This is a genomic window from Aeromicrobium sp. UC242_57, assembly GCF_044452305.1.
In the GTDB taxonomy this organism is placed as follows: domain Bacteria; phylum Actinomycetota; class Actinomycetes; order Propionibacteriales; family Nocardioidaceae; genus Aeromicrobium.
The window spans coordinates 616788-632154 of the sequence record NZ_JBIOAM010000001.1 but is presented as its reverse complement, the minus strand read 5'-3'; the positions used below and the strand labels follow the sequence as shown (position 1 = coordinate 632154).

The window sequence follows — 15367 nt, the reverse complement described above, 5'->3', positions numbered from 1 at the left end:
CGACGCAGGACGGATCAAGGCCGCCTGGGTACCAGAAGAGCTCCTCGCGCCGATCCTGGGCCGGTCGAAGGATGCGGCTACCTCGTCCAGGACCGTACGTCGCGCATCCCCATCGCGCCTGTGGCCGACGCCCCGTGGTGGGTCCGCATCGACTATCTCGCCGGAGACGACGGCACGGTGTTCGTCCGGGCCGGCAACGACGTCCAGAAGATCGCGGTGGAGAAGGGCCTGCACTCGATGTTCTTGGCAACCACCGGAGCCTACGACGAAGTTCTGCTCCGCACGAGCAGCGAAATCTCACTGTGCGTGGACAATGTCCACGTGGGCGGCATCGAGCCGAAGGTCAAGGACAGGACACCATGAACGACTCGCGACGCTTCACTCCGGCAGAACGCCTTGCCCTGATCGCACTCGGCCTCATCGTGGCGCAGCTGGTCCTGCGCGGCTGGGCCACGGCCGGCAGCTGGTTCTACTCCGACGACTTCATCTTCATCGGGACGACGGCTAGCGGACAGGCCGACCTCGACTGGCTGTTCGCTCCGCACAACATCCACCTGATGCCGCTCGGACTGTGGTTGTCGACGTGGGTCGGGAACATCGGCACGTTCAGCTGGCTCCTCGCAGCGACGCAGATCCTGCTCCTGCAGGCCTTGGCGAGCCTGAGCTGCTGGTGGATGCTGCGCACGCTGTTCGGCAACCGACGCGGAGTCCTGGTGGCACTGGCGTTCTACCTGTTCGCACCCATGTCGTTCCCGTCCGTCGTCTGGTGGTCGGCCTCCCTCAACCAGCTGCCACACCAGATCGCACTGTTCGGGGCCGTAGCAGCGCACGTGACCTATCTGCGCACCCGCCACCCCAGTCGCGCAGTGCTGGCCGGGCTGTTCCTGCTGCTCGGCTATGCGAGCGTACACCAAGACGCTGCTGCTCCCGGTTCTGCTCGTGACGCTGACGCTCGTCTACTTCGCCGGTGGCAAGCTTGCTGCCCCGTCTCCGCACGGCCGCCGTGCAGTTCTGGCACGCCTGGGCCGTCTACGGCGTGCTGACGATCGGATACCTCGCGATCTACCTCTCGACCGTCCCACGATCGTCCTGGCCCGGTTGGCAGAGCCTGACCGACACCCTTGACCTGAGCGTCGTGAAGTCCTTCGGGCCCGCCCTGCTCGGGGGCCCCTGGAACTGGGACGCGCTGGGCCAGCCCGGAGGTGTCGGCCCACGACTCTTCGTGGCTACTCCCCTGGCGCTGATCGCTGCAGCCTGGATCGTGATCGCACTGCTGCTGGCCTACCAGTGCCTGCGCTATCGCCGTGCGTGGTGGGCCGTGTTGGTCCTCGCCCCCTACCTGCTGCTGAGCGGCTACCTCGTCTCGTCGGGACGATCGGAGGCCTTCGGCGTGGGACCGGCCGCCCTCGAGCTGCGCTACCTGGCAGATCTCTCCGGAGTCGTCGCCCTGTGCCTCGGCCTGGCCACGATGCCGGTCATCGGAGCCGTGCGCAGCATCGAGCCGCGCGATCCCGCCGTCCTGACCGTGGCACTTCCCCGCCGCGCGCTGGTCGCAGGGGCGGTGGTGTTCCTGGTCGGTTCCTTGGTGTCATCAGTCAGCTACGCACGTCCGTGGCACGATGCCGACAAGATGCCGCAGCAGGCGTACGTCGACAATGCCCGCGATGCGCTGAGCAAGCAGCGCATGGTCCTGGCCGACACCACGGTCCCCGACAACGTCCTGTGGTCGGCGGCGTTCCCCGCCAACCTGGTGTCCCGTCTCCTGTCGCCCTTGGGTGACCGGTTCACGACGGTGACGGCCGGCAACGACCTCAAGATCATCGGCCCCGACGGTCGGCCAGTCGCTGCGGCGATCCCGGGAGAGCCGCGGTCCGAGCCCGGACCCGAAGAAGGATGCGGCTATGCCGTGTCGGGCCGCCCTCGCTCGATCGACATCGTGCCGGTCATCAACTTCTCGTTCTGGTTGAGCATCAACTACCTCAGCGGCAGCGACGGAACGGCAACGATCACCGCAGGCGAGACGACGGTCGAGGTACCGGTCGAGCAAGGTCTGCACACCTTGCTGATCCAGACCACCGGCGCGTACGACTCGGTCACGATCGCTCCAGGCGCGGGCGTCAGCCTGTGCGTCGACCACGTCAACGTCGGACAGCTGGAGCCGGTGTCCCTGTCGTGACCGAGCTGACGACCGATCACGAGACCTATCCGGGGCTCGACTCGCTGCGCGGTATCGCGGCCATCATGGTCGTCGGCACCCATGTCGCGTTCTGGGCCGGGCACTACACCCACGGAATCCTCGGCGCCATGACGTCGCGGCTCGACCTCGGTGTGGCGTTCTTCTTCGTGCTGTCCGGGTTCTTGCTCGGCCACCCCTTCTTGCTGGCCATGGCCGAGCAGCGCCAGCTTCCAGCGACAGGTCGCTACCTGTGGAAGCGCGCACTCCGCATCGTGCCGTTGGCCGTCATCGTGACCGTCGCAGCACTAGCCCTGCTCGACGACAATGCTGGCGCCACGCTCGGAACCTGGGTGCGCAACCTGACGCTCACCGCGCTCTACATCGACGGCACCCTGCCGGCCGGGCTGACCCACATGTGGAGCCTGGCCACCGAGATCGCGTTCTACCTCGTGCTGCCGATCCTGATGTGGGCCTTCGCGCGGCTGCTCTGCCGCCGGGGCTGGAATCCTCGCGGGATCTACCTCGCGCTCGCAGCGCTGTGCGTGGTCAACGTCGTGTGGCTCGTCGAGGTCGCTCCGCACCGCATCGGCGCCGGCCAGTGGCTGCCGGCGTACCTGTCGTGGTTCAGCGTCGGCCTTGCCTATGCCGTCATGACGATCGAACGTCGGCGACCCGGCGGTCGCGACCGCTACCAGTTCTGGACGACCTTGGCAGCCATGCCCGGTACATGCTGGGTGCTCGCGCTGGCCCTCTTCGCGATCGCCGCCACCCCGATCGGAGGCCCGATCCTGCTGCAGGCACCGACCCACACCGAGGCCGTCAGCAAGAACCTGCTCTACGCGGTCATCGCGGGCCTCATCGTGCTGCCTTCCGTGCTCGGTCCGACCACCGGAACCCGCTACGCCAGGCTCATGGGCAACCGGGTGCTGCGGCACGTGGGGCACATCTCGTACGGGATCTTCTGCCTGCACCTGATCGTCTTGCACGCAGTGTCGAGCCAGCTCGACCTGCCGGTGTTCCAGGGCAACGGCTGGCAGCTGTTCGGCGCGACCCTCGCCGTGACCCTGGTGCTGTCGGAGATCGCCTACCGGGTCGTCGAACGCCCGAGCATGCGGTTGAAGAACCTGCGGATCTCACGGTCGAAGACACACGCGGCGGCAGCGGCCACCGACGCCACGACGCACCACTGAACCCAGTCCTGCGATCCGGCCCAGCCAGCTGGGCTCGTCCAAGGACGTAGGAGGTAGGCCACGCCGGCGACGAGGATGCCGACCGAGGCGAGCCACGAGACGTCCCAGCGGCGACCGAGCACGACGCCGGCCAGCACGGCCGCGACCGCGACGACAGCCCCACGGGCCCACCGACCAGCACGGTCGTCACCGTTGCTAGCGCGACGCCGACGAGGGCGCGAAGATGAGTGCGGGGCGCCCGTGACACGTCGGCGTCCGGTGCCGCGCGACGCAGACGCACCACGGCCACCAGCAGGCCGGCGGCTGCGAGCAGCCCGATCAGCAGCATGCCGAGGTAGATCCGTCCTGGACCGAACGAGGCGACCAGCTCGTCACCTGACGTCACCCAGCCCTGCTGCCAGCCGTTGACCGTCTGCGGCTGCGCTCCCGACGCAGTCCAGCCGCGATTGACGTTCTGCGGCAGGGTGACGAGTCGCTCCCCCGATCCGGGGAGCCCGGGCACGACGATCTCGTTGCGACCTTCGCGCGTCGTGGGAACCGAGACGCCCTCGGCGAACGTCGCACCCGGACGGCTGAGTCGCACGCTGCTGGGACGGAAGGCCTCGCTTGCTCGCACCGTGACGCGGTGCTCACCGGCATCGAGCTTGCGCACCAGGAAGATCGCAGACCGTGCTGCTGATGGTCCGACGCGACAGCACGGCAATGCGGCTGGTCCGCAGCGAGGTCTCGAACTGCGCGCCGTCGATCTCGACGCGAGGACCCGAACCGCATGGAAGGTCGACCACTCTGCTCGCGCTGGCCGACAGCTTCGGTCCGCCCCGGCACCTCGATCTCGCTGATGCCCAGCGGGAGACCGCTACCGGTGCCGTCGAACGAGAGGCTCGATCGGACGTAGGCTGCGGTGATCTCGACGCTGAGCCGCGACGACGTCACGGCGGGCAGCTTGCCCCGGCCATCGGCGTCGAACCGTACCTCGAACGTCTTGCCAGTATCGGTGGTCACCCGGGCCCGACGCGGCGCGGACGCCGCCAACGTCGGATCGGTCCGCAGCACCAGCTCGTCGACCTCGCGATCAGCGCCGAAGTCGATCGTGACCGTGGGGGTCACGTCGCGCAGGGCAGCGATCCACCCGGTCTGCGGGTCGCCGTCGATCGTGGCCAGCAGTCCCGCCGTCGCCTGGCTGCTGCCGGTCGAGGAAGCCCTGAGCCGGACATCCCCGCTCAAGTAGTCGGTGAGCTCGCGCGAGTCCTGGGCCCGCACGCTCACCCCCATCGCGTACGCAGCGTCCTGCGGCAAGGCGAACAGGCGATCGATCGTGCGGCCGTCCTCGCCCAGCCCGTCACGACCGGCGGCGCAGCGCGTCACCGTCTCCACGGTGCGGCACACGGCCGGGCCGTCCTCGGCAGTCAGCACGATGTCGTCGGGCGCATCCCAGCTGGCCGGCAGAGCGGGCAGCCGCAACGGTCTGGAGAGGTCGACCCCGGGGATCTCGATCTCGTCGATCGCGAGGGGCTCGAGCCCCGTCGAAGGACCAGAGATCCTGACGGTGCGGGTCAGGCCGACAGGCGTCGCGAGCGAGGTCACGGCACCGGGGCGGGCGGAGGTCGACTTCGAGCCGCTGTCGGTCGTGACCCGCAGGTCGCGTCTGGGCTGCCCTTTCGACAGCCGCACGTCGAGTCCAGCGACCGACGTCGGTTCGTCGAGCTCGACCTCCAGCCAAGCCGTGTCGGCTGACGACCCGGCGACCCATCGGGTCGTGCGATCACCGTCGAACGCCGACCACGGCTGCCTGGACGGCTCGATCCTCGCCTCCGTGACGTCGGACGCCGAGGAGGAGGCTGAGATCTGGCGGGCACCGACGAGCTCTGCCACGGTCTTCCAGCGGTCACCACCGGCCGTGACGTAGTCGTGCACCGGTCGGTCGATGCGGAACGGATCGACCCTCGTCAACGTGGCCGTCCGGTTGGCCACCACCCGTCCGAAGGCGACCTCCTGCAGCCGGTCGGTGTCGGTCAGCACGACGGGGCCGTTCGGCGGCGACTCACCGTGGTCTGCGACCAGCACGGTGTCGGTCGACGGGCCGAACAGGTCGTCCTGGACCAGCAGGGCCTGCGGCGATCCGATCACGACCGGAGTCTCGACCCCAGGGCTGAGCTGTCGCCTGAGAGGAGTCGACGCCGTCCACCTCGAATATCTCGACCGCGTGGTGCCGGGACTGACGACCCGCGTTGACGAAGATGACTTCTCCGTCATCGGTCTCCTGCGAGGGCGGGTTGCCGACCAACGGGCCGAAGGTCTGGGCCAGGACGACGCCGGGTGTCGTCAGGAGCGTCGAGTGGACGGCTCGGGGTCGTGCGTCGCATCGTTGGCCAGGTCGTGCCGCACCACCAGGTAGCGAATTCCCGATCGGATCAGCTGGTCCCGCAGCGCCGGAGAGCCCAGCCCAGAGCCGAAGGCCGACTCGAGCGAGTCCAACGTCCTGATCGAGCCCGCAGGTGCCAGCGGTACAGCGTTGCGTACCGACCAGGGCGCCCGCAGGTACGGCTGGACGACCTCGTCACGAGGACTGCCCCACAGGTACTCGCCGAACGGTGCCCCCGGCAGCAGCAGGCTGTTCTGGTCTGCGGCGTTCGCGTTCAACCACGTCGTCGTGTCGGTCCAGTAGGCCGGGACAGCCGTGTAGGTGCCCCGGTTGGCCAGATCGGCGGTCCACGCCGGAACTGTCGAACCCAGGACGGCCGCTGCGGCGAGGATCAAGGCGCCGGAGGTGGCCAGCGCAGATCGCTTCTTGACCGTGCTGCCCTCGACCGGTCGGCGAGACAGCGCCGTCATCAGGTGCACGAGGCCCAGGACCATCGGGATCCGGATCAGCGGGTCGAACTTGTGGGTGTTGCGCAACGGCGACAGCACGCCGTCGAGCAGGCCCTGGGCCGTCGCGGACCCCGATTGGTGCCCGCGTGCCCGAGAGTCACCAGCACCAGCCCCAGCGCCACGGACGTGATGAGGAATCGTCCCACGGGATTGTCTCGTCGCGCGATGCCCCACAGCCCGAGGACCAGCAGGACCGTGCTGTTGATGATGATCGTCGGATTGGAGATCAGCGCATGACCGCTGACCATCGTGCCGTCGAGGTACGGGATCCAGTTGGTCGTGCCGCGCAGCGCGTCGAAGGCCGTCGCGGCAAAGGTCGTGGTGCTCGCACTCTCGATGAAGTCGAGGAACGGCGGACTGTACTGCCCCAGAAGGGCCAAGGGGCCGAGCCACCACACCGTCCCCAAGGCCACGAAGACCGGCCACCAGATCATCAAGGAACGACGGCGGCTGCTCGGCGCGGCCAGCAGCAGCCAGACGGCGCCCAGAGGAATCACGGCGAAGGTCGCGGCCGCGTTCACCCCGCCGACGCAGGCGACGGCCAGTGCGCTGAGCGCCGCAAGATACCGGGTGCTGCCCCGAGTCAGCCCGATGACGAGCGGCACCAGGACCCAGGGCGCGAGCGCCGAAGGCCACACCTCGACCGAGCTCGCGCCCAGCAGGCTCAGGATGCGGGGCGACAGCGCATAGGCGATGCCGCCGATCAGACGCGCGGCCGGCGACCCCAGGCCCAGCGCCCCACACAGCTTGACCATTCCCAGGAACGCCACGACCAGCAGCACCGACCACCACAGCCGCTGGATGATCCAGGGGTCGATCGAGGCCAGGTTGCCGAGCCAGAAGAAGGGACCCATCGGGAACAGGTAGCCGTAGGCCTGGTTCTGCACCTGGCCGAAGGCGCCAGCGGGGTCCCACAGGTGCAGCGCACGCTCGAGGAACGAACCGGGTGCCAGCACCAGGTCGGCCTTGGTGTCGCCGACGATCTGGCCCGGCTTGGCGATGAACGTCAGCGCGGCCAATGCGAGGCTGGCAGCCGCCAGTCGCAGTCTCCACGCCAAGGTCGCGCGCGCCTGCGTCACCGCTTCCTCAGGACGATCGCGAGATTCCATGTCACCACCTCGCGCAGCCCCGGCACCCGAAGCACCCACCAGGCCCATCGCGGCAGGTAGCGAGGAATCACCGCCACCACGTCTGCGGTGTCCTGGCTCCTGGCCCAGTCGATCCCGGCAGCAGCCGTCACCGCGAACAGCGACGTGCCGAAGACGTTCTTGGGTGGATGACCATGCTTCTTCTCGTAGCGCCGGGCCGCGCGGTGCCCGCCCAGGAAGTGCCAGGGTGCCGTCTCGTGGCCACCCCAGGGTCCGAACCACAACGTGTACGAGATGAAGACGAGTCCACCGGGTCTGGTCACCCGGACCATCTCGTCGGCCATCGTCCACGGTGCACTGACATGTTCGAGGACGTTGGACGAGTAGGTGACACCGAAGCTGTCGTCGGCGAACGGCAGCTGCATCCCGCTGCCGAGGACGGTGCCCGGCATCGGGTCGCCCAGCCCCGACAGCTCTCCGAGGTCGGCGTCGAGAGCCGTGTACGTCGCACCGGCAGCCCGGAAAGCATCGGCGAAGTAGCCTGGTCCGCCGCCCACGTCGAGCGTCCACTGGCCATCGAGCGAGCCGTACGTGCTGATCTGGGCGACCGAGTCACGTGCCAACGTCCCGTAGAAGTGGTCGGGATCGGTCTGCTCGACTCCGAACGCCCGAAACAGCTTCCAGGATCGCCGCAGCGTCGGACGAAAGGCGGTCTCAGGCACCCGTGCACGATACCCGAGTAACGCCCCAGTTCCCTGTTACTCTGCGATTGTCGGGTTGAGGGACCCGGTACCGCGCATTGAGGGATGTGTCGGTGTGAGCAACCGGGGTACGTGACCGGTGACAAAGGGGGCTCCGGCACCAGCCGGGCATCACCATGAACATTCTTTTCTGCAACTGGCGGGACACCCAGAATCCAGAGGGTGGCGGCTCGGAGCGCTATGTCGAGAACATGGCACGCGGGCTGGTCGCCGACGGCCACCAGGTGACGATCGCCTGCGCGAGCTACCCAGGGGCTTGCCGCGAGGAGACCATCGACGGAGTCCGGTTCGTGCGCCGCGGCACCAAGCTCGACGTGTACCTGCGCACCTTCCTGGCCATCGTGCTCGGCCGGTTCGGCACCGTCGACGTCGTGGTCGACGTCCAGAACGGACTGCCGTTCTTCACCCGGCTCGCCACCCGTGCCCCGGTCGTCGTTCTGGTGCACCACGTCCATCGTGAGCAGTGGCCGGTCGTCTACCCCGGCCTGGTCGGTCGGGTCGGGTGGTGGATCGAGAGCGTCCTGGCACCTCGGATGTACCGACGTAGCCGCTACGTCGCGGTGTCGATGTCCACGAAGCTCGAGCTGATCGAGCTCGGTGTCGCCCGCGAGCGGATCACCGTCGTGCACAACGGCAACGCTCCGGCCCCGTTTGTGACGTCGAAGCGGTCAGCGTCACCGCGCATCATCGTGCTCGGCCGGCTCGTGCCGCACAAGCAGGTCGAGCACGCGATCGACGCCGTCGCCCGGCTGCTGCCCGATCGCCCCGACCTGGTGCTCGACGTCGTGGGTGAGGGCTGGTGGAGGACGAGCTGCGCGCGCACGCCGCACGGGCGGGGATCGCCGACCGGGTCGTCTTCCACGGCTTCGTCGACGACACCGCCAAGCACGAGCTGCTCGCCCAGTCCTGGATCATGGCGCTCCCCTCGCTCAAGGAGGGCTGGGGCCTGGTCATCGGCGAGGCCGGAAGCCATGTCGTCCCGACCGTGGCGTATCGCTCGGCCGGCGGCACCGCCGAGTCGATCGACCACAAGAGCTCTGGCGTGCTGGCCGAGAGCCACGACGACTTCACGTCTGCTCTGCGCGAGCTCCTCGACGATCAGGAGTGGCGGGCCTTCCTCGGCCGAGGAGCGTTGGCCAAGTCGCACACGTTCACGTGGGAGACCTCCCAGCAGGCGTTCGCCCGCGTCCTCAAGGCCGCCTACCTGCACCTCCCGGCCGAAGGTGTCGAGCTGTCGACAGCCGACTCGCACCCGACGTCACGTGTCGTCCCCGGACCGTAGACCCGCACCGGACACGCAGCAGGGCGGCCTCCCGAGGGAGACCGCCCTGCTGTCGAAGCCGGCGCTGGAGTGCCGAACGTCAGTTGTTCGAGCCGTAGCTCACATTGGAAGTCTTGATCGGCGAGGTCCCAGCATTCTGCTGCGACTGCACGACACCGACGACGGTGGCACCGGCCAAGGCCAGACCAGCAATGAAAGCGACGATTCCGCCTGTGATTGTTCCCACGTTGAGTCCCTCCCTCAATCTGCTGGAATCGTAGCAGTGAAACTGTCGCGGTGCCCACATTCAACCGTGTTACGAGTTGGAATACCCGCGCGACCTGCGGCACGGTTACCCTGATGACCATCATGACCAGCCCTGCGCGAACGGCTCGCGCCGTCATCACGACGATGCGTCCGAGGCAGTGGACCAAGAACGTGCTGGTGCTGGCGGCTCCCCTGGCGGCCGGCGTGGTGTGGACTCGCGGCACGATTCTCGACGTCGTCGGGACGTTCATCGCGTTCACCCTCGCCGCTTCAGCGATCTACCTGCTGAACGACGTCATCGACGCCGAGGCCGACCGCAAGCACCCCCGCAAGCGCACCCGCCCGGTCGCTGCCGGACTGCTGGCTGCCCCGACTGCCCTGTTCTGCTCAGGGATGTGCGTCGGCTTGGGCGTCGGCATCGGCTACGTCATCGCGCCGAGGCTCGCAGCGACCCTCGGCATCTACGTCGTCCTGCAGATCACGTACGCCCTGTGGCTCAAGCGCCAGGCCGTGATCGACCTGGCCATCGTGGCTTCAGGGTTCCTCCTGCGTGCGATTGCCGGCGGCGTGGCCGTCGACGTCCCGCTGTCTCAGTGGTTCCTGCTCGTGGCCTCGTTCGGCTCACTGTTCATGGTCGCCGGCAAGCGCTACTCCGAGCTGCGCAGCATCGGCGCGGCGGCGGGCACCCGCAAGACGCTCGAGGCCTACTCTGAGTCGTACCTGCGCTTCGTCTGGAGCCTCGCGGCCGCCATCACGATCACCGCCTACAGCTTGTGGGCCTTCGAGATCACCAGCGCGGGCGACGTCAACTGGCAGGCCGTGTCGATCGCGCCCTTCGTCATCGGATTGCTGCGCTACGCCGTCGACGTCGACCGCGGGCTCGCCGGAGAGCCCGAAGAGGCCGTGCTGCGCGACCCGATCCTGCAGATCATCGGCGTCACCTGGCTCGTCGTCTTCGCGATCGGGGTGTACTCCTCATGACTCGCACCGTCCTGTCAGGCTGGGGCAGCACGAGCCCGAGCGCCGCCGACGTGTCGAGACCGGCCGACCTCGACGCCCTGAGACGCACGCTCTCGGCGGCCGGTCCGCGCGGGCTGATCGCCCGAGGTCTCGGCCGCAGCTACGGTGATCCCGCCCAGAACGCTGGCGGAACCGTCGTCGACCTGACTGCCTGGGACAAGGTCCTCGACCTCGACCTGCAGGCGCCCACGGTCCGGGTGCAGGCCGGATCAGCCTCGACCGGCTGCTGCGGGCCCTGCTGCCGTTCGGCCTGTGGCTCCCGGTCGTCCCCGGCACCCGGCAGGTGACCGTCGGAGGAGCAGTCGCCGCCGACGTGCACGGCAAGAACCACCACCTCGACGGCAGCTTCGGGCAGCACCTCGCTTCGATGGACCTCCTGCTCGCCAGCGGTGACGTCCTGACCGTGACGCCCGACGGCGACGAGTCCGACTGTTCTGGGCGACGGTCGGGTCGATGGGACTGACCGGCATCGTCGTGGAGGCCACGATCCGGCTCAAGCGGGTCGAGACCTCGTACTTCCTCGTCGACACCGAACGCACCCCCGATCTCGCGTCCTTGCTGGATCGTCTCTCCTCCGGGGACGATGCCTATCCCTACTCCGTCGCATGGTTCGACACCGCGACAACCGGCGCGTCGCTGGGACGCTCGGTCATCACGCGTGGCCGTTCTGCTCTCCTCAGCGACCTCGACCCGAGCCTCCAGGCGCGGGCACTCGACTTCGCCGCACCACAACGTGGACGAGTTCCCGTCGACCTGCCGCTCAGCATGGTCAATCGCTGGACCGCACGGGCCTTCAACGCCCTCTGGTACGCCAAGGCCCCCCAGCAGCGGATCGGCGAGGTGCAGGACATCACCCAGTTCTTCCACCCGCTCGACATCATCGGCGACTGGAACCGGCTCTACGGCCCGCACGGCTTCTGCCAGTACCAGTTCGTCGTGCCCGAGACCGCACGCGAGGCCTTCACCCTGGCCGTCGAGCAGATCGCGGCGTCTGGTCACATCTCGTCCCTCAACGTGCTCAAGCGCTTCGGCGACGCGAGCCCCGCGCCGATGTCGTTCCCGATGCCGGGGTGGACCCTCGCGGTCGACCTGCCCGTCAAGGCCGGGCTCAGCGAGTTGCTGTCGCGCCTCGACGCCCTGGTCGCCGAGGCCGGCGGCCGCATCTACCTGGCCAAGGACTCCCGCGCCTCGTCCGAGACGATCCACCAGATGTACCCCCGGCTCGCGGAGCTTGCAGTCCATCCGTCGACAGGTCGATCCCGGCGGATTGTTCCATTCTGATCTTTCCCGACGACTCGACCTGTGAGGTCTGCTGCATGATCAACTCCGTAGGAATCCCCCAGCACGTCCTGCTGCTCGGCGGCACGTCCGACATCGCGCTGTCCATCGCGCAGGCCTATGCGACGCAGGCTCCCGGCCTGCGCGTCACCCTCGCCGCACGGCCCGGTGAGCGCCGCGACGCCGCTGTGACCCGTCTTGGCGCCCAGGGCTGCCTCGTCGACGTGCGCGACTTCGACGCCCTCGACACCTCATCCCACGGCGCGCTGGTCGAGGGCGTGGACGGAGACATCGACGTCGCGGTCGTGGCGTTCGGCCTGCTGGGCGACCCTGAGCAGGCCTGGACCGATCTCGAGGTCGCCCGCGAGCTGGCTGCCGTCAACTACGTCGGGGCCGTCACCACCGGCGTGGCACTCGGCGCGCGCATCCGAGCGCAGGGCCATGGTGTCATCGTGGCCCTGTCGAGCGTGGCCGGCGAACGCCCGCGTCGGTCCAACTTCGTGTACGGCTCGACCAAGGCAGGCATGGACGCGTTCTACACGGGCCTCGGTGAGGCCGTGCGCGAGCTCGGCGGCCGAGTGCTCGTGGTCCGACCAGGATTCGTCCGGTCCAAGATGACCGACGGTCTCGAGGCCGCTCCCCTGGCGACGACGCCGGAGGCCGTGGCGTCGGCGGTCGTCGACGCGGTGCGCGACGGCAAGGAGCAGATCTGGGTGCCCCGGGACGATGCGAGTCGTCATGTCAGGGTTGCGGCATGTCCCGCGCGCCTTGTTTCGTCGACTTCCGGTGTAGTCGCAGTCGCGGCGCTGCCGAGCGCACGACGCCCACAGTGCCAGCAGGATCGTCAGCGCGCTGACCGCCCAGGCGGCCGTCATGACGGAGCGGTCGGCCTGCTGGGTGACCACAGGGGTGGCGCCGGCGAGCGCGAAGACCCGCAGGCCGTCGCCCGCCAGCTCGTACTCACGGACTCCGCGAACGGTGTGACAGCCCGGTCTGCCCCGGGGAGCGCCCGTGCGACCACAACGATCCCGATGCCCTCGTCGGCGAGCCGCTGCGGGACGTCGTCGCCACCAGCCAGGATGCGGCCGACACGGGCAGCCCGCGGATCCTCGCCAGCGATCTCGGTGCCGGACACGATGAGCGCGTCGTTGGTGACGGTCGTGCGGCCGAAGAACCGGCCGGCCGGATCGAGCACCGGCCTGATCGCCGTTCCACTCCGGCGCACGGTACGACGAGAAGGGCAGCACCACGATGTCGCCAGCGACCGTCGTCTTGTCGATGACCCGGCGGGCGTCGGCCGCACACGGCCGGGCGCTCGCCGGCACGACCCGACCCGCGACTCCCCACGTGAGATCCGGCAGGGCGGCGATCGGCACGAGCATCGCCAGCACCACGGTGGGTCCGGCCACGAGGTGAGCGTGGCCCGCTCGTGCACCACACCGACACCGACACCGAACGCGACGGCCTCCAGCGGCAGCAGCAGAGCCAGCCAGCGGGTGCCGTCGCGCACCATGCCGCCGGCCGGCACGTCCTGCACGACACGCGCGACCAGATCGGGGCGCCAGCCAGCCCGCCAGGGCGATGAGCAGCCCCACGCCACCGGTGACGGCGAGCCGCGACCAGGAGGTCACGGTCCTTCGCGCCGCAAGCGGACGAGCCCGAGCAGCATGACCGCCGCCATCGCGACGGCGAACACCAGTGCCAGCACCAGGGTGCGGGACGTCGGAACCACCTCGGTGTTCCAGATCCCGCCCAGTGTCAACGCCGACCCGAGACGACCGAACGCCCCCTCGCCCTGGAGCTCGAAGAAGCTGACAGCCGTGGGATCGGTCTTGGCGATCGATGCATGCAGCAGGCCTGAGACAATCCATGGCGCGTTGACGAGGCCAGCGAGCAGGATCAGTCGCATTGCGCCCGAGCGCCAACCCACGCACAAGGCGAGCACCAGACCCATGATCCCGGTGACTGGTGACAACGCCGTGGCAGCGAGCGTCAACGTCACGACCGCCCACCGCGGGTCTCGATCCGAGCACAGTGCTCCGACGAGCCAGGGGAAGGCTGCTATCGCCACCAGGACGGGCCACTGCCCCAGGACGAGCCGCTCGGCGACGTACGGGTTCCACACCGCGAAGGTCGCAGCCGCGAGCTGCGCCGGCAGCGTGCGGGAGCGAAGCAGCCTCGCTACCCCCAGCGGCAGCAGGAACAAGGCTCCCAGCAGGACGATGCGCTGCACCACGGCTGCGGGCAGGACGCTTCCCGCCAGAGCCACGACAGCATCCGACGGGACCGCACGGGGCAGGCCGGAGCCGAGTCCCCACAGCTCCGGTCGGGAGAGGTCGAGCAGCGGCACCCAGACCATGTCGTACGACAGCAGGTAACCGCCGCCGAGCCACGGCGCGCCGATCAGCAGCACCAGGAAGGCGGACCAGGCAGGCACCGCGAATCGACGCAGATCGATCTGTGCCCACCGCCTGATGTTCGCCCCCTGATCGTGTCGGACCTTGCTCCCGGCTATTGTGCCGTGGTGAGGACCGCACGTACGACCATGACCGGCGGAACCCTCGTGGCGGCCGGCATGATGGGCACCAACATCGCCATCTACGGCTTCAACGTCCTGGCGGCCCGGATGCTCGTGCCGAAGGAGTTCGGCGCCCTCACCGCGTTGTTCGGCATCATCTTGGTCGGCACCGTGACCGCCTTGGGCCTCCAGGCCGTCACCGCCAGACGCCTCGCCGTCGATCCCGAGCACGCCGACGAGATCATCAGTGCGACCGTACGGGTCACCGTCATGGTGGCTGTCGCCGTCGGCCTCGCCGTCGCGGCCTCGACGGTCGTGCTGACCCCGGCTCTCAAGCTCGGCTCCTACTGGCCCGTGGTCCTGTGCGGCGCTGCGCTGGTGCCGCTGACGATCATGGGAGCGCAGTGCGGCATAGCCCAAGGACAAGAACGCTGGGGCTCCCTCACGGCGATCTACCTCGGCAACGGCTTCGGACGCCTGATCGGCGGCACCACGGCGCTCGCGATCTCCGCCACCCCGACCTCGGCCATGATCGGGCTGGCCATCGGGTCGTGGCTGCCCGTTCTCGCCGGTGCCAAGCTGCTCGTGGACACACGCACGGCGAGCACCCGGTCAGCCGACGTCCACTGCTGCGCGAGGCGCTGCTGTCGACCCACGCCCTTCTTGCCTACTTCGTGCTGAGCAACATGGACTCGCTGATCGCCCGCAACCGGTTCGACGAGCATGACAGCGGCCTGTACGCCTCCGGCCTGATCCTGGCCAAGGCGGCGCTGTTCTTCCCCCAGTTCGTCAGCGTCGTGCTGTTCCCCCATCTCGCTCGGGCCACGACTCACCACGCCAGGCTGCGCGCGGTGTCGCTCGTGGCTGCCTTCGGCGCACTCGCCGTAGCTGCCACAGCGGCCCTCCCGGCAGCTTGCGCTGATCCTGGTCGGAGGCG

General features: G+C 68.8%; 13 protein-coding genes and 4 pseudogenes. 12 read left to right on the top strand and 5 right to left on the bottom strand.

From position 1 onward, the window contains the following. Positions 1 to 120: 120 nt before the first annotated feature. From ACHMWU_RS04285 to ACHMWU_RS04270, 4 genes are read left to right on the top strand one after another with little or no spacing between them, the layout of a single operon-like run. Complete coding sequence (locus tag ACHMWU_RS04285; protein ID WP_396041784.1) at positions 121 to 363, top strand: hypothetical protein; 243 nt, start codon at positions 121 to 123, stop codon at positions 361 to 363. Continuing rightward, positions 360 to 1043, top strand: a complete 684-nt coding sequence (locus ACHMWU_RS04280; RefSeq protein WP_396041783.1) for a hypothetical protein — start codon at positions 360 to 362, stop codon at positions 1041 to 1043. Before ACHMWU_RS04285 ends, ACHMWU_RS04280 begins: the two co-directional genes overlap by 4 nt. Continuing rightward, positions 977 to 2176 carry a hypothetical protein gene (locus ACHMWU_RS04275; RefSeq protein WP_396041782.1) on the top strand — a complete coding sequence of 400 codons (1200 nt, stop codon included), beginning with the start codon at positions 977 to 979 and terminating at the stop codon, positions 2174 to 2176. Before ACHMWU_RS04280 ends, ACHMWU_RS04275 begins: the two co-directional genes overlap by 67 nt. Further along, positions 2173 to 3366: an acyltransferase family protein gene (locus ACHMWU_RS04270; protein ID WP_396041781.1), complete on the top strand. Its 1194-nt coding sequence runs from the start codon at positions 2173 to 2175 to the stop codon at positions 3364 to 3366. Before ACHMWU_RS04275 ends, ACHMWU_RS04270 begins: the two co-directional genes overlap by 4 nt. Before the next feature lie 381 nt (positions 3367 to 3747). On the opposite strand, the gene ACHMWU_RS04265 is transcribed toward ACHMWU_RS04270, so the two are convergent. From ACHMWU_RS04265 to ACHMWU_RS04255, 3 genes and pseudogenes are all read right to left on the bottom strand, one after another. Beyond that, positions 3748 to 5493, bottom strand: coding sequence for a discoidin domain-containing protein (locus tag ACHMWU_RS04265; protein ID WP_396041780.1), 1746 nt, complete (start codon positions 5491 to 5493; stop codon positions 3748 to 3750). A gap of 195 nt (positions 5494 to 5688) precedes the next feature. After that, positions 5689 to 7346 (bottom strand): annotated as a pseudogene (locus ACHMWU_RS04260) (alpha-(1->3)-arabinofuranosyltransferase family protein). Then, on the bottom strand, positions 7313 to 8047 hold the full coding sequence (locus tag ACHMWU_RS04255; protein ID WP_396041779.1) for a class I SAM-dependent methyltransferase: 735 nt from the start codon (positions 8045 to 8047) through the stop codon (positions 7313 to 7315). The pseudogene ACHMWU_RS04260 and the gene ACHMWU_RS04255 overlap by 34 nt, the downstream one beginning before the upstream one ends. 155 nt (positions 8048 to 8202) lie before the next feature. On the opposite strand from ACHMWU_RS04255, the pseudogene ACHMWU_RS04250 reads away from it, so the two are divergent. Both ACHMWU_RS04250 and ACHMWU_RS04245 read left to right on the top strand, forming a co-directional pair. Next, positions 8203 to 8661 (top strand): annotated as a pseudogene (locus ACHMWU_RS04250) (glycosyltransferase); the annotation flags it as partial. Between the two features lie 224 nt (positions 8662 to 8885). After that, positions 8886 to 9368: a glycosyltransferase family 4 protein gene (locus ACHMWU_RS04245; RefSeq protein ID WP_396041778.1), complete on the top strand. Its 483-nt coding sequence runs from the start codon at positions 8886 to 8888 to the stop codon at positions 9366 to 9368. A gap of 79 nt (positions 9369 to 9447) precedes the next feature. On the opposite strand, the gene ACHMWU_RS04240 is transcribed toward ACHMWU_RS04245, so the two are convergent. Beyond that, a complete protein-coding gene (locus ACHMWU_RS04240; RefSeq protein WP_396041777.1) occupies positions 9448 to 9594 on the bottom strand; it encodes a hypothetical protein in 147 nt (48 codons plus the stop codon). A 122-nt stretch (positions 9595 to 9716) separates the two neighbouring features. Between ACHMWU_RS04240 and ACHMWU_RS04235 the strand changes: the two genes are divergently transcribed. From ACHMWU_RS04235 to ACHMWU_RS04215, 5 genes and pseudogenes are all read left to right on the top strand, one after another. Further along, entirely contained in the window at positions 9717 to 10595 is an 879-nt protein-coding gene (locus ACHMWU_RS04235; protein WP_396041776.1) for a decaprenyl-phosphate phosphoribosyltransferase, read from the top strand. Then, positions 10592 to 11097 (top strand): annotated as a pseudogene (locus tag ACHMWU_RS04230) (FAD-dependent oxidoreductase). The gene ACHMWU_RS04235 and the pseudogene ACHMWU_RS04230 overlap by 4 nt, the downstream one beginning before the upstream one ends. Beyond that, positions 11088 to 11915 carry a hypothetical protein gene (locus ACHMWU_RS04225; RefSeq protein ID WP_396041775.1) on the top strand — a complete coding sequence of 276 codons (828 nt, stop codon included), beginning with the start codon at positions 11088 to 11090 and terminating at the stop codon, positions 11913 to 11915. Before ACHMWU_RS04230 ends, ACHMWU_RS04225 begins: the two are co-directional and overlap by 10 nt. A 35-nt stretch (positions 11916 to 11950) precedes the next feature. Further along, positions 11951 to 12574: pseudogene (locus ACHMWU_RS04220) on the top strand (decaprenylphospho-beta-D-erythro-pentofuranosid-2-ulose 2-reductase); the annotation flags it as partial. A 767-nt stretch (positions 12575 to 13341) separates the two neighbouring features. After that, on the top strand, positions 13342 to 13497 hold the full coding sequence (locus tag ACHMWU_RS04215) for a hypothetical protein (RefSeq protein ID WP_396041870.1): 156 nt from the start codon (positions 13342 to 13344) through the stop codon (positions 13495 to 13497). Between the two features lie 42 nt (positions 13498 to 13539). Here ACHMWU_RS04215 and ACHMWU_RS04210 read toward each other — a convergent pair whose 3' ends face one another. Further along, positions 13540 to 14349 carry a hypothetical protein gene (locus ACHMWU_RS04210; protein ID WP_396041869.1) on the bottom strand — a complete coding sequence of 270 codons (810 nt, stop codon included), beginning with the start codon at positions 14347 to 14349 and terminating at the stop codon, positions 13540 to 13542. Between the two features lie 108 nt (positions 14350 to 14457). On the opposite strand from ACHMWU_RS04210, the gene ACHMWU_RS04205 reads away from it, so the two are divergent. Further along, on the top strand, positions 14458 to 15111 hold the full coding sequence (locus ACHMWU_RS04205; protein ID WP_396041774.1) for a hypothetical protein: 654 nt from the start codon (positions 14458 to 14460) through the stop codon (positions 15109 to 15111). Positions 15112 to 15367 lie beyond the last annotated feature (256 nt).